The 19,913-nt window shown below is 64.5% G+C and carries 18 protein-coding genes; 10 read left to right on the forward strand and 8 right to left on the reverse strand.

What is annotated here, in order from left to right:
- Window positions 1–65: 65 nt before the first annotated feature.
- The 3 genes from OSH12_RS11400 to OSH12_RS11410 form a co-directional block, all read right to left on the reverse strand.
- Entirely contained in the window at window positions 66–1,547 is a 1,482-nt protein-coding gene (locus OSH12_RS11400) for an MFS transporter (protein WP_266343666.1), read from the reverse strand.
- Window positions 1,548–1,601: 54 nt separating this feature from the next.
- On the reverse strand, window positions 1,602–2,099 hold the full coding sequence (gene soxR, locus OSH12_RS11405) for a redox-sensitive transcriptional activator SoxR (RefSeq protein WP_266343899.1): 498 nt from the start codon (window positions 2,097–2,099) through the stop codon (window positions 1,602–1,604).
- Between the two features lie 96 nt (window positions 2,100–2,195).
- Complete coding sequence (locus tag OSH12_RS11410) at window positions 2,196–2,474, reverse strand: hypothetical protein (RefSeq protein ID WP_266343667.1); 279 nt, start codon at window positions 2,472–2,474, stop codon at window positions 2,196–2,198.
- On the opposite strand from OSH12_RS11410, the gene OSH12_RS11415 reads away from it, so the two are divergent.
- The 9 genes from OSH12_RS11415 to OSH12_RS11455 all read left to right on the forward strand — a co-directional run bounded on the left by OSH12_RS11415 (window position 2,464) and on the right by OSH12_RS11455 (window position 13,725).
- Window positions 2,464–3,375 (forward strand): substrate-binding domain-containing protein, encoded by a 912-nt coding sequence (locus OSH12_RS11415; RefSeq protein WP_266343668.1) that lies wholly within the window; start codon window positions 2,464–2,466, stop codon window positions 3,373–3,375. The genes OSH12_RS11410 and OSH12_RS11415 overlap by 11 nt on opposite strands.
- A gap of 99 nt (window positions 3,376–3,474) precedes the next feature.
- On the forward strand, window positions 3,475–5,001 hold the full coding sequence (locus OSH12_RS11420; protein ID WP_266343669.1) for a sugar ABC transporter ATP-binding protein: 1,527 nt from the start codon (window positions 3,475–3,477) through the stop codon (window positions 4,999–5,001).
- Between the two features lie 13 nt (window positions 5,002–5,014).
- Window positions 5,015–5,998, forward strand: coding sequence for an ABC transporter permease (locus OSH12_RS11425; protein ID WP_266343670.1), 984 nt, complete (start codon window positions 5,015–5,017; stop codon window positions 5,996–5,998).
- A 25-nt stretch (window positions 5,999–6,023) separates the two neighbouring features.
- Window positions 6,024–7,004 (forward strand): sugar-binding transcriptional regulator, encoded by a 981-nt coding sequence (locus OSH12_RS11430; RefSeq protein WP_266343671.1) that lies wholly within the window; start codon window positions 6,024–6,026, stop codon window positions 7,002–7,004.
- Complete coding sequence (locus tag OSH12_RS11435) at window positions 7,001–7,996, forward strand: aldo/keto reductase (protein WP_266343672.1); 996 nt, start codon at window positions 7,001–7,003, stop codon at window positions 7,994–7,996. The genes OSH12_RS11430 and OSH12_RS11435 overlap by 4 nt, the downstream gene beginning before the upstream one ends.
- Before the next feature lie 19 nt (window positions 7,997–8,015).
- Entirely contained in the window at window positions 8,016–9,734 is a 1,719-nt protein-coding gene (locus OSH12_RS11440; RefSeq protein ID WP_266343673.1) for a glycerol-3-phosphate dehydrogenase/oxidase, read from the forward strand.
- Window positions 9,725–10,567 carry a class I fructose-bisphosphate aldolase gene (locus OSH12_RS11445; protein WP_456077693.1) on the forward strand — a complete coding sequence of 281 codons (843 nt, stop codon included), beginning with the start codon at window positions 9,725–9,727 and terminating at the stop codon, window positions 10,565–10,567. The genes OSH12_RS11440 and OSH12_RS11445 overlap by 10 nt, the downstream gene beginning before the upstream one ends.
- A gap of 24 nt (window positions 10,568–10,591) precedes the next feature.
- On the forward strand, window positions 10,592–12,106 hold the full coding sequence (locus tag OSH12_RS11450) for an FGGY-family carbohydrate kinase (protein WP_266343674.1): 1,515 nt from the start codon (window positions 10,592–10,594) through the stop codon (window positions 12,104–12,106).
- Entirely contained in the window at window positions 12,103–13,725 is a 1,623-nt protein-coding gene (locus OSH12_RS11455; RefSeq protein WP_266343675.1) for a GMC family oxidoreductase, read from the forward strand. Before OSH12_RS11450 ends, OSH12_RS11455 begins: the two co-directional genes overlap by 4 nt.
- 69 nt (window positions 13,726–13,794) lie before the next feature.
- Here the strand turns inward: OSH12_RS11455 and OSH12_RS11460 are convergent, their stop codons facing one another.
- Genes OSH12_RS11460 through OSH12_RS11470 form a run of 3 tightly spaced genes read right to left on the reverse strand, consistent with a single transcriptional unit; the run spans window position 13,795 to window position 16,339 of the window.
- Window positions 13,795–14,781: an aldo/keto reductase gene (locus OSH12_RS11460; protein WP_266343676.1), complete on the reverse strand. Its 987-nt coding sequence runs from the start codon at window positions 14,779–14,781 to the stop codon at window positions 13,795–13,797.
- Between the two features lie 56 nt (window positions 14,782–14,837).
- On the reverse strand, window positions 14,838–15,233 hold the full coding sequence (locus OSH12_RS11465) for a (R)-mandelonitrile lyase (protein ID WP_266343677.1): 396 nt from the start codon (window positions 15,231–15,233) through the stop codon (window positions 14,838–14,840).
- A 56-nt stretch (window positions 15,234–15,289) separates the two neighbouring features.
- Window positions 15,290–16,339, reverse strand: coding sequence for an NAD(P)-dependent alcohol dehydrogenase (locus OSH12_RS11470; protein ID WP_266343901.1), 1,050 nt, complete (start codon window positions 16,337–16,339; stop codon window positions 15,290–15,292).
- Between the two features lie 158 nt (window positions 16,340–16,497).
- Between OSH12_RS11470 and OSH12_RS11475 the strand changes: the two genes are divergently transcribed.
- The gene (locus OSH12_RS11475) at window positions 16,498–17,391 is read left to right on the forward strand and encodes a LysR family transcriptional regulator (RefSeq protein ID WP_266343678.1); all 894 of its coding nucleotides are present in this window, start codon (window positions 16,498–16,500) and stop codon (window positions 17,389–17,391) included.
- A gap of 142 nt (window positions 17,392–17,533) precedes the next feature.
- On the opposite strand, the gene OSH12_RS11480 is transcribed toward OSH12_RS11475, so the two are convergent.
- Together OSH12_RS11480 and OSH12_RS11485 are read right to left on the reverse strand one after the other, a co-directional pair.
- The gene (locus OSH12_RS11480) at window positions 17,534–18,352 is read right to left on the reverse strand and encodes a PIG-L deacetylase family protein (RefSeq protein ID WP_266343679.1); all 819 of its coding nucleotides are present in this window, start codon (window positions 18,350–18,352) and stop codon (window positions 17,534–17,536) included.
- Window positions 18,353–18,420: 68 nt separating this feature from the next.
- Window positions 18,421–19,554, reverse strand: a complete 1,134-nt coding sequence (locus tag OSH12_RS11485) for an ROK family protein (RefSeq protein ID WP_323180644.1) — start codon at window positions 19,552–19,554, stop codon at window positions 18,421–18,423.
- Window positions 19,555–19,913 lie beyond the last annotated feature (359 nt).

Here is a 19,913-nt window from a genome sequence, read left to right on the forward strand (position 1 = left end):
CGGAGACGACAAAGGCCGGCGTCACTTTCGCGACGCCGGCCTTCTCCAGTTCGGGCGACCGGGGGTCAGGCGTTCCGGTGCACCCTCCTGGAAGTCAGGCGCACCGTTCGAACCGCAACGACGGTGCAGAGCGCGGGAGCGAGCGCGAAGACAGCGCCAAGCCACAGCGCCGCATTCGACGCGCCGGCGATGCCACCGGGCTCGGCGATACCGGCGAAGTTGGCCACCATGCCCGCACAGGCCGTGCCGAATGCGATGGAGAAAAGCTGCACCGTCGTCACGCCGCCGGCCGCCAGCCCCTGCTCGCTATCGGAAACGCTGCCATAGACCCGCGTCACCAGGCTGGGCCAAGCCAGACCGATGCCGAAGCCCACCAGCACGAGGCCGATGCAGATCGGCAGCAGATACGCTGGATCGCCGGCGCTGTGGACCGGCATGAACAGCGCGAACAGCACCAGGCCGATCGCGACCAGCACCGGCCCGCCGACAACGAGCCGATCGCCATGGCTCTCCTGCCAGCGGGAACTCAGCAGCGACGCCGCCGTCCAGCCGAGTGCCATCAAGGCGGCGAGGTATCCGGCCCAGATCGGCGACTGGCCATGCAACTGGCGCAGCAGATAGGGCACGAAGACTTCCGGCTGCATGCCGATCATCAGCAGCGCGATCGTGAGATACAGGGCGCCAAGCGGGGTGGCGATGCTGAAGGCTCGCCGCGGCAGCAGGCGGGCTCCCCCCCTGCCCTCGGCCGCCGCGACCAGGACAATCATCCCGATGCCGGCGACGAGACCAGCCAGATTCCACGACAATTCGGCGGAAAGGCTGCCGGCCGAAACGGCCAGCACGGCGCCGGTCAGAAGAACGAGTTGCAGCAGCGGCACCGATGAGCGCTCATCCCGGTCCCGGCTTGTCTTTGGCAGCGTCACATAGGCGACGAACGCGAACGCGGCCGTAATGGGGATCAGAGACCAGAACGCGGCGCGCCACGCGCCGTATTCTGCGAACACGCCGCCCACCGCCGGGCCGATCAGCGTGGCGATGCCGAACATCGCCGAGATCAGGCCGATGGCACGGCCCCAGAGCCGTTCCGGCAAGACGAGACGCGTCAGGGCATAGGCCAGTGCATAGAGGAAGCCACCGCCCAGTCCCTGCACGCTGCGCCCGACCAGCATCACGGGCATGTTGGGCGACAGCGAGCAGATCAGCGTGCCACCGCCAAACAGCATCGACGCGACGAAATAGGCGCCGCGCGGGCCAGCGCTCTTCAGCAGCTTGGCCGTCAGCGCCGCGCCAAGGATCGACGCCACGACAAAAAGGGTCGTCGTCCAGGCATAGAAATCGAGACCGCCGATATCGACGATCACCGAGGGCATCACAGTCGTCGCGATGTACATGTTCACGGCATGCAGCGTCACACCGCCGGAAAGCGCGATCGCGTAGATGGCGTTCTTGCCGGTGAGCAATTCGCTCCAACCGGCAGGCGCGCTCGGTGGCACGATCACCAGCGCATTGCCAGCCTTCGGTGCTGGCACTTCCAGTTCAAAATTCATGTCGGCACTCCATTGGGCGACGAGTCGTCGCCAACCGACACGGTTTATAAAACCTCAACCATTGTTGAGGTCAAGCACCGGTTCCTCTTCGCCCTCCTCGTCCACGGACAGCAGGCGTCGCGGGCCGGAACCGCCCTTGCCGAGTTCGTCGCCGGGGTTGCGCAGTGGGCAATCCTCGAGCGACAGGCATCCGCAGCCGATGCAGGTGGTCAGTTGGTCCCGCAGCTGGATCAATCCGCTGATCCGCTCTTCCAGCATCTCCTTCCACGTCTCGGTGAAATGCCGCCAGTCGCGCGCATTTGGCGTGTGGTCATGCGGCAGGTCGTGCAGCGCCTCGTTGACGGTGGCGAGCGGGATACCGGCGCGCTGGGCAATACGGATGATGGCGATCCGGCGCAGCACGGAGCGGTGGTAACGCCGCTGGTTGCCCTGGGTCCGCTCCCCGGCAATCAGTCCCTTCGTCTCGTAGAAGTGCACGGTCGAGACGGCGATGCCGCTGCGCCGCGCGACTTCACCAACTGCCAGCATGACCTTGATATCACTGCCGCTCATCATAAACCTCATCGTTAGTTGAGGTTATATTCCAGCCATTCCCTGTCCGAAAGCGTCTCGCTCGCCTCCCTCTCCGCGCCCGACATGAAATATATTTCATTGCTTGAATATTATTGACAGATATTTCGCGCCTGCTACGTTCCACTCGTCGGCTTCGGGAGGAAGTCCGACAGTCCAATCAAGAAATCGAGCGCCTTGGCGTTCGCCATAATCTTTGTGGATGGCTTCGGCCAAGGGAGGGAACTTGCGCAAATTTCTGAAAACGCTGGCATTCGCCGCTGCTGCGTCGACCTGTTTGGTCTCGACCCAGTCGTTTGCTGAAACCGCCAACCCGTTCAAGTGCGAACCGGGTGAAGAATACGTCATGAACGTCATGGTCTCGGGCGTCGAATACTGGTTCCCGGTCTACGAGATGTTCAAGCAGGCCGGCCAGCAGTTCGGCTGCAAGACGCGCTACACCGGCACGCCCGACTATGACGTCAACAAGCAGATCGCCACCTTCGACCAGGCGCTGGCGCAGAAGCCGGCCGGAATCCTGGTCCATCCGATGAACTCCGATCCGTTCATTGAACCGATCAACCGCGCCATCGAGCAGGGCACCGCCGTCGTCACCTTCGCAGCGGATTCGCCGAATTCGAACCGCGTCTCGTTCATCACCTCGGACAATCTGGCCGAAGGCACCTATGCCGCCGACGCTGTCGCCAAGGCGATGGACGGCAAGGGCGAATATGCCGTGCTGGAAAACCCCGGCCAGGACAATCACGACAAGCGCATCAGCGCCTTCATCGCCCGCATGGAAGCCAAGTGGCCGGACATGAAGCTGGTCGGCCGCGCCGCTTCGAACCAGGATCCGACCAAGGCCTATCAGGCTGTCCTGAGCCTGGCGCAGGCGCATCCCAACCTCGGCGCCGTGTTCATGCCGGAAGCCAATTCGGCCATCGGCGCTGCCCAGGCAGCTAAGGAAGGCGGCGGCAAGATCAAGGTCATGCTGGCCGACGTCAACGCCAAGATCCTCGACATGATCAAGGCCGGCGAGATCTACGGATCGGTCAATCCCAACCAGGGCATGCAGGGCTATATGGGCTTCATGCTGCTCTGGATGGCCAAGCATCCCGAGCTGATCGACCCGATGAACGACACCAAGCGTTCAGGCGCGAACGGCATGGCCGTTCCCTTCGTCGACAACGGCTTTTCCATCGTCACGGCCGAAAACGCCGACGACTTCTATTGGGACAAGTATCTGACCCGTCGCGGCACCAAGGGCATCGAGGAATAGCATCCTCGCACCTCGCCGCCTCCGGCTGACCCGCCGGACGCCTGAAACCGGAAGGGGGCCGCGCCCCCTTCCCCGTCCCATGCACCGCAGGAGCCTCGCGTGACCCAGGCGCCCATTCTTGAAATTCGCGGCGTGTCCAAGGCCTTCGGTCCGGTCAAGGCGCTGAGCGATGTCCGGTTCGAGCTTCGGCGCGGCGAGATCCATGCGCTGTGCGGCGAGAACGGCGCCGGCAAGTCGACGCTGATGAACATCCTCGCCGGCGTATTGCAGCCGAGCGATGGCGAGATCCATCTCGACGGTAAGCGCGTCACCATCCCCTCGCCGGCCGCGGCCCAGCGCCTCGGCATCGGGCTCGTGCATCAGGAGATCGCGCTCTGCCCGGACGCGACGGTAGCGGAAAATATCTACATGGCGGCGATCAACGCCCGCCGCGCGCCGCTGATGAATTTTCAAAAACTCTATGTCGAGGCGCAGAAGGTCATGGACCGCCTTGCGCCCATCCCCGTCCGCACTAGGGTTGCCGACCTTTCCATTTCCAATCAGCAGCTCGTCGAGATCGCCAAGGCGCTTACGCTCGACTGCAAGGTGCTGATGCTCGACGAGCCGACCGCCGCCTTGACCGAAAGCGAGGCGCAGCGCCTGTTCTCCATCGTGCGCGGGCTGCAGCAACGCGGCATTTCGGTGGTCTATATCAGCCATCGCATGGCCGAGATCTTCTCGCTCTGCGACCGCGTCACGGTATTTCGCGACGGCCAGTATGTCGCGACGGATCGCATCGCCGATGTCTCGCCAGATGACGTGGTGCGCAAGATGGTCGGTCGCGAGATCACCCAGCTCTATCCCGACAAGCTGGCGGAAGCGCCCGGTCGAGTGCTGCTCTCCGTCAAGGGTCTCTCCGACAGCGACTGCTTCTCCAACGTCGATCTGGTGCTTCGTGCCGGCGAAATCCTCGGCATTGGCGGCCTGATCGGCGCCGGCCGCAGCGAGATCGCCCAGACCATTTGCGGCCTTCGCCCGGCAACAGCCGGCAGGGTCGAGATCGACGGCAAGCCGCAGCGCATCCGCAACTATAGCGACGCGGTCAAAGCCGGCCTCGTCTATCTCTCGGAAGACCGCAAGGGCTCCGGCGTGTTCCTCGACATGCCGATATCAGTCAATATCTCGGCTCTCGATCTCAGCAAGGTGACCTCGCTCGGCATGCTCAACCGCAGGGCAGAGGACCGCCAGGCGAGCGAACTGACGAAGCGCCTCGGCGTGCGCATGTCCGGCATCGGCGCTGCGGTCTCGACGCTGAGCGGTGGCAACCAGCAGAAGGTGGCGATCGCCAAGCAGCTTTCGGTCGATCCGCGCGTCATCCTCATGGACGAGCCGACGCGCGGCATCGATGTCGGCGCCAAGGTCGAGATCCACCGCCTCCTGCGCCAGCTCGCCGCCAAGGGCGTTGGTGTCGTCGTCATCTCCTCGGAACTGCCGGAGCTGATCGGCCTCTGCGACCGCGTCATGGTCGTACGCGAAGGCCGGATCGCTGGCGAACTCGACGCCGAGGCACTCGGCGAGGAGGCGATCATGCGCCTCGCCTCCGGCGTCAAAAATCCTTCCACACAGCAGGCCGCCCATGTCGCCTAGGGAACAGACCCCCATGCAAGCCGAACTCAACGCCGGCGGCGCCCGGCGCATCGACTTCACCCGCCTCGCCTCGATGCGCGAGGCCGGGTTGATCGTCATCATCCTGGCGCTCTGCGTCGCCATGAGCTTCGCCTCGCCCCATTTCCTCACCTGGGGCAACCTTCGCGCCATGATGATGAGCTTCTCGATCGAGGGCATCGTTGTCGTCGGCATGACGATCCTGCTGATCGTCGGCGGCATCGATCTTTCGGTCGGCTCGGTCGTCTGCTTCTCGATGGTAATCTCCGGCGCGCTGTTTCTGGCCGGGCTCGATCCCTGGACGGCCAGCCTGGTCGGCATCGCCGCCAGCGCGCTGATCGGCGCCATCATGGGCTTCTTCGTCACCGTGGTCGGGCTCAACCACTTCATCACGTCGCTCGCGGCCATGGTGATCGTGCGCGGCCTCTGCCTGATCATCACCAAGGGAACGCCGCTGTCGCTGTTCTCGCTGCCGCCTTCCTTCAAGGCGATCGGCCAGGGCAGCTTCCACAACATCCCCTATGTCATCCTGATCTTCCTCGTCGTCGTCGCCGTCTTCGATTTCCTGCTTCGCCGCGCCACCGCCTTCCGCAAGGTCTTCTACACCGGCTCCAACCAGAAGGCGGCGCAGTTCTCCGGCATCAAGACCAACCAGGTGAAGTTCTGGGTGACGGTGCTGTGCTCCGCCCTCGCCGGTTTCGCTGGCGTCATCTACATGGCCCGCTTCGGCGCCGCCACGCCGACCTTCGGCGCCGGCATGGAGCTGAACATCATCGCCGCGGCGGTGATCGGCGGCGCTTCGCTCAATGGCGGCTCCGGCACCATCTTCGGCGCGATCCTCGGCATGGCGCTTCTGTCGGTTGTCACCAGCTCGCTCATCCTGCTCGACGTGTCGGTCTATTGGCAGGAGATGATCAAGGGTTGCATTCTGCTCGCTGCCGTTTCCATCGACCACTTCCTGCATCGCAAGAAGTCCTGAGTCTCCAGCGCACCGAAGCAAGATCATGGCCCAAACCACTCCACGCGACGACCTTTCGGCTGCCCGCCAGATCCACCAGGCGCTGGTCCTCCACTACGTCGAGGGCAAGACCCAGGCGGAGATCGCCAAGGAGCTCGGGCTTTCGCACGCCACCGTCAACCGGCTGATCAAGCGCGGCCACCAGCTTGGACTGGTCGAGATCAAGATCAAGTCGCCGATCGACCATCTGGTCGAAATCGAGGCGCGGCTGGTCGCGCTGGGTGGCATCGAGCGTGCCGTCGTCGTCCCTTCCGTCTCCGACAATCCGCGCACGGCCCTGCAGCGGGTCGGCGAGGCGGCGGCGCGGCTGCTGCTCGATACGATCAAGGATGGCGACACCATCTCGATCTCTGGCGGCAAGGGCGTCAGCGCTCTGGTTGCGGGCCTGCAGCCGGGACGCAGCTACGATGTCGAGGTCATTCCGGCGACGGGGCTCGTGCAGGGCCAGCACTACACCGACGTCAATCACGTCGCCTCGCTGATGGCCGACAAGCTCGGCGGCCGCGCCTACCAGATCCATGCGCCGCTCTTCGCCGACTCGCCGGAACAGCGCGACATGCTGATGAACGTGCGCTCCGTCGGCGACGTGTTCCGCCGAGCCCGCGAGGCAGACGTCGCCGTGGTCGGCATCGGCTCGATCCTCAGCGATGACTCCAGCTATTACGACCTGCATCCGTCCTCGGTCGCCGACCGCCGCGCCATCGAGCAATCCGGCGCGACAGGCGAATTGCTCGCCCATCTGATCGGCCGCGATGGCCAACTTTGCGACTACACGCCGAACCGGTCGCTGGTGTCGCTGACCCTGGACGAGTTCGCCACCATCCCCCGCTCGATCGGCATTGCCAGCGGCGCCAGCAAGATCGCGCCGGTGCTGAGCGCCATGCGCGGCAACCACCTCGACATCATCGTCACGGACGAGACGACCGGCCTTCAGATCCTCGACCTCGCCCAGAAGGAAGCAGCATGAGTTCGCAGCCAATCCAGCGCCGCATCGGCAAGTCCGGCATCTCCGCCTCCGCCGTCGGCCTTGGCACCTGGGCCATCGGCGGCTGGATGTGGGGTGGTACCGACGAAGCAGCCTCGATCCGCGCGATAGAAGCCTCGATCGAGGCCGGCATCAGCCTTATCGACACGGCCCCTGCCTATGGCCTCGGCCGCAGCGAGGAGATCGTCGGCAAGGCGATCCGCGGCAAGCGCGACAAGATCGTGATCGCAACCAAATGCGGTCTCAACTGGCATTCCGGCAAGGGCAACCATTTCTTCGATCAGGACGGCATTCCGGTCCACCGCTATCTCGGCGCCGATGGCATCGCCTATGAGGTGGAGCAGAGCCTGAAGCGGCTCGGCACCGATCATATCGACCTCTACATCACCCATTGGCAGGACCCGACAACGCCGATCACCGAGACGATGGAAGCCCTCCGGAAGCTCAAGGCGGACGGCAAGATTCTCGCCATCGGCGCCTCCAATCTCAGCGTCGACGACCTCCATCAATACATCGCCGCCGGCGGCCTCGACGCGATCCAGGAGCGCTATTCCGCGCTGGATCGCGAGATCGAGGCGAGCATGCTGCCGCTTGCCATGCGCAACGACATCGCGACGCTGAGCTATTCGTCGCTGGCGCTGGGTCTGCTCACCGGATCGATCGACCCGTCGCGCGAATTCACCGGCGACGACCAGCGCCTCGGCAATCCGCGCTTCTCGCCGGCCAACCGCGAAAAGATCGCGCGGCTGAAGGCGGCCATCGCCCCAATTGCCGGGAAGCACGAAGCGTCGATGGCGCAGGTCATGATCGCCTGGACGCTGACGCAACCCGGCATCACCTTCGCGCTTTGCGGCGCGCGCAATCCCGAGCAGGCGATCGAAAATGCGCGGGCCGGTGAAATCCGCCTCGATGCCGACGATCTCGCCGCCCTCGACGCGGCGCTTGCGACGCATCTCGTGGCCATGGACGCCTGAGCCAGAAAGCGAAAGCCCGATGAACCGCACAAATACCCTCGCCGCCCTGCGCGGTCGGCCGGATGTTGCCGTGCTCGTCATCGGCGGCGGCATCAACGGCATCAGCGTTTTTCGCGAACTGGCGCTTCAGGGCGTCGATGTCATGCTGGCGGAAAAGGGCGACTATTGCAGCGGTGCCAGCGCTGCCTTGTCACGCATGGTGCATGGCGGCCTGCGCTATCTGGAAAACGGCGAGTTCAAGCTGGTGCGCGAGTCGCTGGTCGAGCGCGACCGGCTGCTGAAGAACGCGCCGCATTATGTGGCGCCCCTGCCAACCACGGTGCCTATCTTCGACATCTTCTCCGGCATCGCCAATGGCGCAGTCCGCTTTCTTGGCCTGACCCGTCGGCCCAGCCGGCGCGGCGCCTTCGTCATTAAGGCCGGCCTCACACTCTACGACCGTTTCACGTCAACGCGGCGGTTGATGCCGGCGCATCGCTTTCGCGGCCGGGCGGAGACACTGAAGACCTGGCCGGCGATCAACCCGGCGATCCGAAGCTCCGCGACCTATTACGACGCCTGGGTCAGCCGGCCGGAGCGGCTCGGGCTGGAAATGCTGCTCGACACGATCGCCGCCGAACCCACGGCACGAGCCCTCAACTATGCAGCCGTGGCAGCTGACGAAATCGGCCTCGTGCTCACCGACACGCTGACCGGCGAGATGCTGCCGATCCGGCCCAAACTCGTGATCAACGCCACCGGCGGCTGGATTGACCTGACCAACAAGGCGATCGGCGCCCCGGCCCCACGCATGATGGGCGGCACGAAGGGCTCGCATCTGATCGTCGACAATCCGGCACTCTATAAGGCGCTGGACGGCCACATGGTCTATTACGAGAACGAGGACGGGCGCATCTGCATCCTGTTCCCCTATCTCGGCAAGGTGCTTGTCGGCTCGACCGACATTCGCGTCGACGACCCCGACACGGTACGCTGCGAGGACGACGAGCGGCGCTATATCCTGCAATCGCTGGCCTTCGTCTTCCCGTCGATCGCGATTTCCAACGACGAGATCGTCTTCCAGTTCTCCGGCGTCCGTCCCCTGCCCGCCAGCAAGGACAGCTTTACCGGCCGCATCCCGCGCGACCATTTCTGCGAGTTCGTCGAGGCGACCGACCACCTGCCGGCGACGCTCTGCATGATCGGCGGCAAGTGGACGACGTTTCGCTCGTTCGGCGCACTGGCAGCCGACATGGCGCTGGACCGGCTTGGCCAGACTCGCCGCATCGGCACCGAAGACCTCGCCATCGGCGGCGGCCGCGCCTTTCCAGCGAACCCTGCCCAGTGGATTGCCGGGCTGGCGCAAGCACACGGCCTGAGCCCGGACTATGCGGAGTGCTTGTTCGAACGCTACGGCACCTTGGCAGAGGCAGTCGCTGCCGACATCGCCAAGGCGCCGATCGTGATGCTGCCGGGCACGCATTACTCCGCCGCTGAGATCGCCGGGATCGTCGAGCGCGAACAGGTCGAAACGCTCGCCGATCTGTTCCTGCGCCGCACCACCCTCGCCATCACGGGCAGTCTCACGCCCCATCTCATCGACGCCGCTCTCGCCATCCTCGCCGCGCGGAAGGGCTGGGACGAAGAACAATCCGCCCGCGAGCGCGCCGCCTTCCTCGGCCTGCTCGCCAGCCAGCACGGCATCCGTTTTCCCGATTGCGCCGAAACCAACGACAAAAGGAGCGCGCTATGCGCCTGAACAAGAAAGCCCGCATGAACCGGCTCTTCGGCGGCGGACGTTGCCTCGACGTCGCCATCGATCATGGCGTCTGCAACGAGCCGAGCTTCCTTTCCGGCCTTGAGGACATGGAGAGCGTCGTCTCGCAGCTGGTCGCGGCCGGACCCGACGCGATCCAGATGAACTACGGCCAGGCCGACCTGCTGCAGGCGGTGCCCGGCAAGGACAAGCCGGCGCTGGTGATGCGCATCGACATGGGCAATCCCTATAACCGCATACGCCACCGCGCGATGTGGGCGGTGCTGCAGAACGAGGCCGAGCCGTTGATCGGCGCGATCGAGATGGATGCGGCCTGCGCCGTGGTCAATCTGTTCATGCTGCCCGACGAGCCGGACCTGTTCCGGCAATGCGTCCAGAACATCGCTCGCGTCCGCGCCGATTGCGACAAATACGGCATGCCGCTGATGATCGAGCCGCTCGCCATGCTGCCGGTCGACCAGAATGGCGGCTACATGGTCGATGGCGACGCCGAGAAGATCGTGACGCTGACCCGGCTCGCCCGCGAGATGGGCGCCGACATCGTCAAGGCCGACCCGACCACCAACCCGGAAGACTTCCACCGTGTCGTCGAGGCGGCGCGCTGCCCGGTGCTGGTGCGCGGCGGCGGCAAGGAGGACCTGCGCGCCGTGTTCGACAAGTCGGCGGCGCTGATGGCGCAGGGCGCGCTCGGCATGGTCTACGGCCGCAACATCTATCAGCACGCCAATCCGAGCGCCGTGGTGCGCGGCCTGATGGCGATCATCCATGACGACGCGGACGGCGCGGCCGCCTGGGAACTTTATCAGACGGCATAGAGGCTTCGGCTTCGGGAGGAACCCATGGGCGAATACATTCTCGGCCTCGACGCAGGCAATACCGTCATCAAGGCGATCATCTTCGACAAGACCGGCCGTGAACTGGCGCTCGCCACCCGCGATGGCCACTCCTCCATGCCGAAGCCCGGCCATGTCGAGCGCGACCTGAACGAGCTTTGGCGCAATGCCGTGGCGGTCATCGCCGCCTGTATCGAGCAGGCCGGCATTGACGCCGGCGAGATCATCGCCATCGGCTGCGCCGGTCATGGCAACGGCCTCTATGCGCTGGATCGCGACGGCGCGCCGCTGATCGGCATCCAGTCGCTCGATACCCGCGCCGTCGGCATCGTGGCGGACTGGGCGACGAAGGATGTCGGCGCCCGCGCCTATGCCCATTGCCTGCAAATGCCCTGGGCGGCGCAGACGCCGACCCTGCTCGCCTGGCTGAAGCGCCATGCGCCGGATCTGTTCGCGAAGCTCGGCACCGTATTCCTGTGCAAGGATTTCGTCGTCAACCGCCTGACCGGCGCGCGCTCGACCGATACCTCAGACATGTCGGGCTGCGGCTTGCTGCAAATGCCGGATCGACGCTACGAGGCGGACCTCATGGCCGCCTATGGTCTCGAAGACTGCATGGCGCTGCTGCCGCCGGTACTGGAATCGGCAGAGATCGCCGGCCGGGTCACGGAGGATGTCGCGGCCCTCACCGGCCTTCGCGCCGGCACGCCGGTCGTCGCTGGACTGTTCGACGTGGTGGCGAGCGCAGTCGGCTCCGGCGTCACGCGCACAGGTGCCGCCTCGGTCATCGCCGGCACCTGGAGCATCAACCAGGTCATCACCGACGAGCCGATCCGCGATCCCTCGATCTTCATGGTCTCGACCTTCGATCCCGCGCGTTACCTCGCGATTGAATCGAGCGCCACCTCGGCCGCCAATCTCGAATGGATCGTGCGTGAATTCCTTGAGCACGCGGCCGATGGCGACAAGTCGCCCTTCGAACTCTGCAGCGAACTGGTCGCCTCCATCGATCCGGACGGCGACGTCCCGATCTACCACCCGTTCCTCTATGGCTCGCAGCAGAATGGCAGCGCCCGCGCCGGCTTCTATGGCATTGCCGGCTGGCATACCCGCGCCCACCTGCTGCGCGCCCTGTTCGAAGGCGTCGCCTTCGAACACAAGCGCCATGTCGAGCGACTGCGCAACGCCGGCGCGCGCGTTGACGAGATCGTGCTCTCCGGCGGCGGCTCGCGCAGCCAGGTCTGGCCGCAGATCTTCGCCGATGTGCTTGGCGTCCCCGTCACGGTGGCGCGCAGCCGCGAGACGGGCGCACTGGGCGCAGCGATCGCCGCAGGTGTGGGAATCTGTGCCTTTGCCGACTTTGGCGAAGGTGCTGCCGCCATGACAGCCGCCGCTCGCAACTACCTGCCCAACAACGCGATTTCGCCGGCTTACGAACGGCGCTATAGCGTCTATGGTGAGATCAACCAGGCGATGACCCCGATTTGGCAGCGCATCGCCGCTGGACAGGCGCAGAATTGACCGAACCTGCTTCTTCTTCTTCTTTTGGCGAATACGATTATGTCGTCGTCGGCGCCGGGTCCGCCGGCTGCGTGCTTGCCAACCGGCTCTCCGCCGATCCGCGCAACCGGGTCCTGTTGCTGGAGGCCGGCGGCAGCGACCGCTATCACTGGGTCAACATCCCCATCGGCTACCTGTTCTGCATGGGCAATCCGCGCACCGACTGGATGATGAAGACCGAGCCGGAGCCGGGCCTCAACGGACGTAGCCTGAACTATCCCCGCGGAAAAGTTCTCGGCGGCTGCTCCTCGATCAACGGCATGATCTACATGCGCGGCCAGTCAGCCGACTATGACAGCTGGCGGCAGGCCGGCAATGCCGGCTGGGGCTGGGACGACGTGCTGCCCTATTTCCTGAAATCCGAAGCCCATCATGGCGGCGATAGCGCGCTGCATGGCGGAAGCGGCGAATGGCGGGTCGAGAAGCAGCGCCTGTCCTGGCCGATCCTTGATGCATTTCGCGACGCGGCCGAAGAACTCGGAATTCCGCGCACGGACGATTTCAATACCGGCACCAATGAGGGCTCCGGCTATTTCGAGGTAAACCAGAAGAGCGGCGTGCGCTGGAACACCTCGAAGGCGTTCCTGCGCGGTATCGAGGATCGGCAGAACCTGCGCGTCGTCACCGGAGCCGAAACCGAACGGCTCACTTTCAACGGCGCTCGCGTCACCGGGCTCGTCTTCCGCAAGGACGGCCAGTTGCATCACGTGAAGGCCGGCCAGACCATCCTCGCCGCAGGCGCGATCAACTCGCCAAAAATCCTCGAACTCTCCGGCGTCGGCCGGCCGGACCTGCTGTCCGATCTCGGCATCCCGCTCCGGCACGCGCTGAAAGGCGTCGGCGAGAACCTGCAAGACCACCTGCAGATCCGCACGGTGTTCAAGGTAAGCGGTGCTGCGACGCTCAACCAGCGCTACCACAACCTGGCCACCCGCGCTGCCATGGGCCTCGAATACGCACTGAAGCGCAGCGGGCCGCTGTCGATGGCGCCGAGCCAGCTCGGCATCTTCGCCAAGAGCGACCCGCGTCTGGAGACGCCGGATCTCGAATATCACGTCCAGCCGCTAAGCACGGATCGGCTCGGCGAGCCGCTGCACAAGTTTCCGGCCGTGACGGTATCCGTCTGCAATCTGCGCCCCGAAAGCTGCGGCACGGTGCACATGGCGTCATCGGACCCGCGCGACGCGGCGAAGATCAAGCCGAACTATCTCTCCACCGATCGGGATCGCCGGGTCGCGGTGGCATCGATCGAGCATGCCCGGCGCCTGATGAAGACCAGCGCCATAGCCCGCTTCTCGCCGCAGGAAATGCTGCCCGGCCCGCAATTCGCGTCTGAAAGCGACCTTTTGCGAAAAGCTGGCGATATCGCCACGACGATCTTCCACCCGGTCGGCACCTGCAAGATGGGCCAGGACGACATGGCCGTGGTCGACGATCGCCTTCGCGTGCATGGGCTCGAGGGCCTGCGCGTCGTCGACGCCTCGATCATGCCGAACATCGTCTCCGGCAACACCAACTCGCCGGTGATCATGATTGCCGAAAAGGCCGCCGACATGATCCTGCGGGATGCTCGCCAGTAGCGCCCACCCCGCAAGCCGAGTCAGACAACGAACAAGCCGCGTTGCAGCGGCTTGTCCTCGTTCATTTGTCTAGCGGTCGATCCTTGCTTCCTGCTGCGGCGAGTAACGCGCGCCTTGCACGGCGATCGCCGAAACGGCCGTCTGGATCTGGCGCAGGTCCTCTTCCGTCAACTCGATTGCCGCGGCTCCGATATTCTCATCGAGGCGATGCAGCTTCGTGGTGCCGGGGATCGGCACGATCCATGGCTTTTGCGCCAGCAGCCAGGCGAGTGCGACCTGGGCAGGCGTCGCCTTCTTGGCCGCTGCGATCTGGGCGAGCAGGTCGACAATCGCCTGATTGGCCTTCCGCGCTTCCTGCGCAAAGCGCGGGACGGTGTTGCGGAAATCGCTGCTGTCGAACGTCGTATTGGCGTCGATGGCGCCGGTCAGAAAGCCCTTGCCGAGCGGACTGAAGGGAACGAAGCCGATGCCAAGCTCCTCAAGCGTCGGCAGGATCGCCTCTTCCGGCTCGCGCCACCACAACGAATATTCGCTCTGCAGGGCGGCGACCGGCTGGACGGCATGGGCGCGCCGGATATTCCTCACGCCCGCTTCCGACAAGCCGAAATGCTTCACCTTGCCCTCGCGGATCAGCTCCTTCACCGTGCCCGCCACATCTTCCATTGGCACATTCGGGTCGACGCGGTGCTGGTAGAACAGATCGATGCGATCCGTCCGAAGCCGCTTCAGCGACGCCTCGGCGACGGCGCGGATATGCTCCGGCCGACTGTCCATGCCGCTGCTGCCGGTTCCGGCGATGTCGATGCCGAATTTTGTGGCGATGACGACCTGGTCGCGGATCGGCAGCAGCGCCTCGCCGACGACGTCTTCATTCGTGAAGGGTCCGTAGACCTCGGCGGTATCGAAGAAGGTGATGCCGCGTTCGAAGGCGGCGCGGATCAGCTGGATGCCGTCCGCCTTGGCCAGCGGCTGGCCATAGGACATGCTGATCCCCATGCAGCCAAGGCCGATGGCCGACACTTCCAGCCCGGTATTTCCGAGTTTGCGCTTCTGCATCGCTTGTTCCTTTCAAGATGTCGCCCTCGCCGCGTTGGCGTCCGGGCGGCGTTACATCAGGCCGGATATTGGGCGTCCGTGACGTGCTCCAGCCAGTCGACGACCTTGCCGTCGAGGGCCTCCGCGATCGCGACATGCGTCATCGCCGTGGTCGCCGTTGCGCCATGCCAGTGCTTTTCGCCGGGCGGGAACCAGACGATGTCGCCGGGCTGGATCGCCTCGACCGGGCCACCCTCGCGCTGCACCCAGCCGCTGCCCGAGACGACGAGCAGAGTCTGGCCGAGCGGATGGGTGTGCCAGGCCGTGCGTGCACCGGGCTCGAAGGTCACGGTGGCGGCGCCGACGCGGGCCGGCGCACTGGCGCTGAATGGCGCGTCGATCCGGACCGTTCCGGTGAAGTAGCTGGCCGGCCCCTTGGCGGAGGGCTGCGAGCCGTTCTTCTTGATGTCCATGAAATGTCCCTTTCTGGGTGCGGCGGGAGCGGGATCGCGCCCACCGCCGAAACGGGTCAGGCCTTCAGAGTGGCCATGTCGATGACGAAACGATACTTCACATCGCTCTTCAGCATGCGCTCATAGGCGTCGTTGATAGCAGCCATGTCGATCACCTCGATATCGGCGGTGATGCCGTGCTCACCGCAGAAATCGAGCATTTCCTGCGTCTCGGCGATACCGCCGATGAGCGAGCCCGCCACGGATTTGCGACCCATGATCATCGGCACGGTTTGCAGCGCCGGCTCCAACCCGCCGAGATAGCCAACCAGCACCAAGGTTCCGTTGACGGCCAGCGTCGGCAGGTAGGGGTTGAGGCCGTGGACATAGGGGACGGTGTCGATAATCAAGTCGAACTTGCCGGCAGCGGCCGCCATTTGTGCGTCGTCGGTGGAGAGGACGATGTCATCCGCGCCGAGGCGACGGGCGTCCTGCTCCTTGCCCGGAGAGCGCGTGAACAGCGTGACATGCGCGCCGAGCGCCTTGGCAAGCTTCAGCCCCATATGGCCGAGACCACCGAGGCCGACAACGGCAACCCGGCTGCTGCTGTCGACCTTCCAATGGCGCAACGGCGACCAGGTGGTGATCCCAGCGCATAGCAGCGGCGCCGCGCCGGCGAGGTCCATGCCTTCGGGAAGCTTTAACACGAACCGGTCCGAGACCACGATGCGCTCGGAATAGCCGCCAAAGGTCGGCATGCCGTCATGCCGGTCGACAGAGTTGTAGGTGTAGGTCGAGCCGTGCTGGCAATATTGCTCGTCGCCATCGTCGCAGGCGAAGCAACTCTGGCAGGAATCGACCATGCAGCCGACGCCGACCGGATCGCCGACCTTGAAGCGGGTAACGTCTGCGCCGATGGCCGAGACCCGTCCGATGATCTCGTGACCAGGAACCATCGGGTAGGCGGCGCCGCCCCAATCGTTGCGGGCGTTATGGACGTCCGAATGGCAGACGCCGCAATAGAGGATGTCGATCGTCACGTCGTTGGCGCGCGGATCGCGTCGCTCGAACCGGAAAGCCTCCAGGTCGGTCGTGGACGAATGGGCGGCATAGCCGAGAACGTTGATTGTCACGGGCGCTTTTCCGACTGTCGTTGAAACACATATGGCTGCGGCCTCGCGGGGTGAGGTCACAGAAGCTCTTGGCGTTGCGACGGAAACTAACGCTTTCCCGCACCGCCGATTAGCGGGCATAATGCGCATGTCCCTATGAGCAGGATTCATGAATGCTGCGTGAGAACGTCAATGACCTCGTCGCTTTCCTCGCCGTCGCGCGGGAGGGAAGCTTTACCAAGGCCGCGGCCAAGCTCGGCCTGTCGCAATCGGCCCTGAGCCATACGGTGCGCGGGCTCGAGACCCGGCTTGGCCTCCGCCTCCTGACCCGCACAACGCGGAGCGTGGCCCTCACGGAAGCAGGCGAACGCCTTTCGCGCACAGTCGCTCCGGCTTTCGAGGATATTGATGCCGAGCTTTTCGCCTTAAGCGCATTGCGCGACAAGCCGGCCGGCAATTTCCGCATCACGGCCGGCCAGCATGCCGTGGACACGGTGCTCTGGCCGGCTCTCTCGCGCCTGTTGCCCGAATATCCCGACATCAAGGTTGAGATTGCCGTCGATGCCGCGCTGACCAACATCGTCACCGAGCGCTACGATGCCGGTATCCGGCTGGGTGAATCGCTGGAGAAGGACATGATCGCCGTATGCGTCGGCCCGGAAATGCGCATGGCGCTGTTCGCGGCGCCCTCCTATCTTGAGAAGCATCCGCCGCCGCGCGCCCCGCGCGACCTCACGGCCCATGCCTGCATCAATCTCCGCCTGCCGACCTATGGCGGCCTGTATGCCTGGGAATTCGAGAAGGACGGGCAGGAATTACGGGTTCGGGTCGATGGCCAACTGACGTTCAACGCGCCATCCAACATCCTCACCGCGGCGGCGGCTGGCTTGGGCCTCGGCTTCACGCTGGAGGATGCGGCAAAGGACTACCTCGCCGACGGGCGGCTTGTCCGCCTGCTGGAGGACTGGTGCCCGCCATTCCCTGGCTACCACCTCTATTATCCAAGCCGCCGCCAGCTTTCGCCAGCGTTCACCCTCCTCGTCGAAGCCCTGCGCTATCGGGCGTAAACCACGACAGCCGCCTAGCATCTGGCCTCGAGACCACTGGCGGCATGCCTACCGGCCTCTGCCAGAGCGAGCGCGGTCGCGACTTCAGGAGCGTTGAATCACGGTTCAGACAGATCGTGAATCCGCCTTATGAGGCAGGAGCCTAGATGCCCAGAATGTCATGCATCTGCTCCGCGGTTACCGCGCGGCCGTAGTCGGCAATTTGGAAGCTCTCAGCATAGCCGATCGCCGCGCCGCGCTCCGGACCGTACTTGGCCAGTATCGCCTCCCGCATCGGATCGGCCGACATGGAATCGTGCCAATGGGTCAAGATGAACTGGCGCCGGACAGCCCAGTCATCGCTGGTCGGAACGCTATTGCTAAAATTGCGCTCGAACGGAGCGAATTCGTAAAACTGCGTCGCGTGCTCGTGGCATGCCTTGAGCTTGCGCTCGATGCTGGCGTCGACATCCACCACGATCTCATGCTGGTGGGTGGAAAGCGCGCCGTAATCGGTCATCTTCAGACAGATCGGCGCCACAGCCAAAGGCGGAAAGGCCGGCACGACGTTGCCGTTGGTGAAGAACCCCGATGCGTCGCGCACGGCCCTACCCGCCATGCGATTGTCGATATGGCCGGGTTGCTCATCGTGGAACGTGATCACCAGATCCGCCTGCCAGCGCCGGACCGAGGCGATGATGGCGGACCGGACCTCTATATCAGCCATCAACTCGCCGTCGTGGATATCGAGAATCTCGTAGTCCAGCACGCCGAGGTGCCGCGCGGCTGCGTAGGCCTCCCGGGCGCGGCGACGCTTCAGCGGCTTGCGCGCCATTTCATAATGACCGGCATCGCCATTGGTGAGCGACAGGAACTTGATCGCCGCCCCCTTGTCCGCCAGGCGGGCGCAGGTTCCACCGGCATAGAGTTCGCCCTCATCCGGGTGGGCCTTGATCACGATTACCTTGAGCGGATAGGTCATTTGAACGGAATTCCTCGCGACAAAGTCGGCGCTCTTCGCGCCCGCATGGATATGGCTGGGTAAGAAACTCAGGGCTGGCCGCGCGCCGCACTCCCTCCGGCGAACAGCCGTTCGCGGGAATGGTCGAGAGCGAGTTCGATGGCGCCGGCCCGGACCGCTTCCTGACCGACCGCCGAGGGAACGATTTGCGGCAGCGCGATCGGAAGCTTGGCCAGTATGCCGGTCACGCCACGCGAAAGGCGCCGGCCGGCGGCATGGCCGATCGCACCACCCAGAACCACCATCTCGGGATCCAGAATACCGATGGCGCCGGTAAGTCCGGCCGCGACCCGGTACGACAGATCGGCAAAAAATGCGTCATGGCCGCCTCCGGCGGCTGCCTTGGCGACGGCGGCGGCGCTGTCCTCGCCTTCCAGTCCATGGGCGCCGATCAATTCGGCGATGGCGGCAGGACTGAGCAATTCCTCCAGCAGCGCCATCCGCACCATCTCGCCGGGGGCAGCCATCCGGTCGGGCACCATCGTGCCCCCCAGTTCACCCGCCATGCCGGTATAGCCGCGCAAAAGCTTGCCGCCGATAACAGCGCCGCCACCGACGCCATCACCAATCCAGAACAGGATGAAAGACTGCACACCCTGCGCGGCACCGGCCGACATCTCCTCCAGTGCGACGAGATTGACGTCGTTCTCGATGATCACGCGGCGATGGCCGACGACGCTTTCGAGCGCCTCGGGAATATGGAAACCCTGCCAATTCGGCAGTTGCTGCCCCTTGCGCAGGTTGCCGCTTTCGGTATCGACGATGCCAGGTAGCCCTACCACCAGTTGGTCGATCTCAGGCGGCGAGATGCCAGCCTGCCGGGCCACGTCGTCGATCACGGCAACCAGGCGCTCCTGCGCATCGTAGCGCTCGCCGGGTTCGCAATGCCGGTTCGCAACGGCGATTGTGCGGCCCGTGACGTCTGCGACAGCGGCCCGGATGCCATGCACCGAAACGTCGATGCCGCCGACGAAGGCCGACGCCTGCTCGATACACCAGAGTCCCGCCTTCGGCCCGAAACTGCCGGCCTTCTCGCCGTCACGGCGGATCAGGCTGGCAGCCTCCAGACGCCGGAGCAGGTCCGACATCGCCGGCTTGGAAAGGCCGGTGAAGGCTTCCAGTTCCATGCGCGTCAGCGGACCCTCGGAGAGAAGGCGTTTCAAGACTGCGCGTTCGTTGAGATTCCGCAGCAGCCTGGGGCTGCCGGATAGAGTTTGGATTTCCATCAAACTACCGTCTGGTAACTTTCCTTACAGTCTGTTACGAATTATTCCGTCGGGCTGTCAAGCGCTCAAACGGTGCCAGAAACCCCGGCCTCAGAATTAGCGTCTGCCCTTTGGGCCGATCCCTGCGGCGTGCGCGCCTAGGGGAGCGGGTGGCGTTTCTGTATACATTTTGATCAATTTTTGTACGCGCACATTTTATTTCCAGTACCCAGTTGACAGATGAACTGTTCACGATAGCGTTATTGTCGAAATACAGGCTGGTGGGAAACACACCGGACCGTTTCAGCCCCACGTGG

Source organism: Kaistia terrae, assembly GCF_026344005.1.
GTDB lineage: Bacteria > Pseudomonadota > Alphaproteobacteria > Rhizobiales > Kaistiaceae > Kaistia > Kaistia terrae.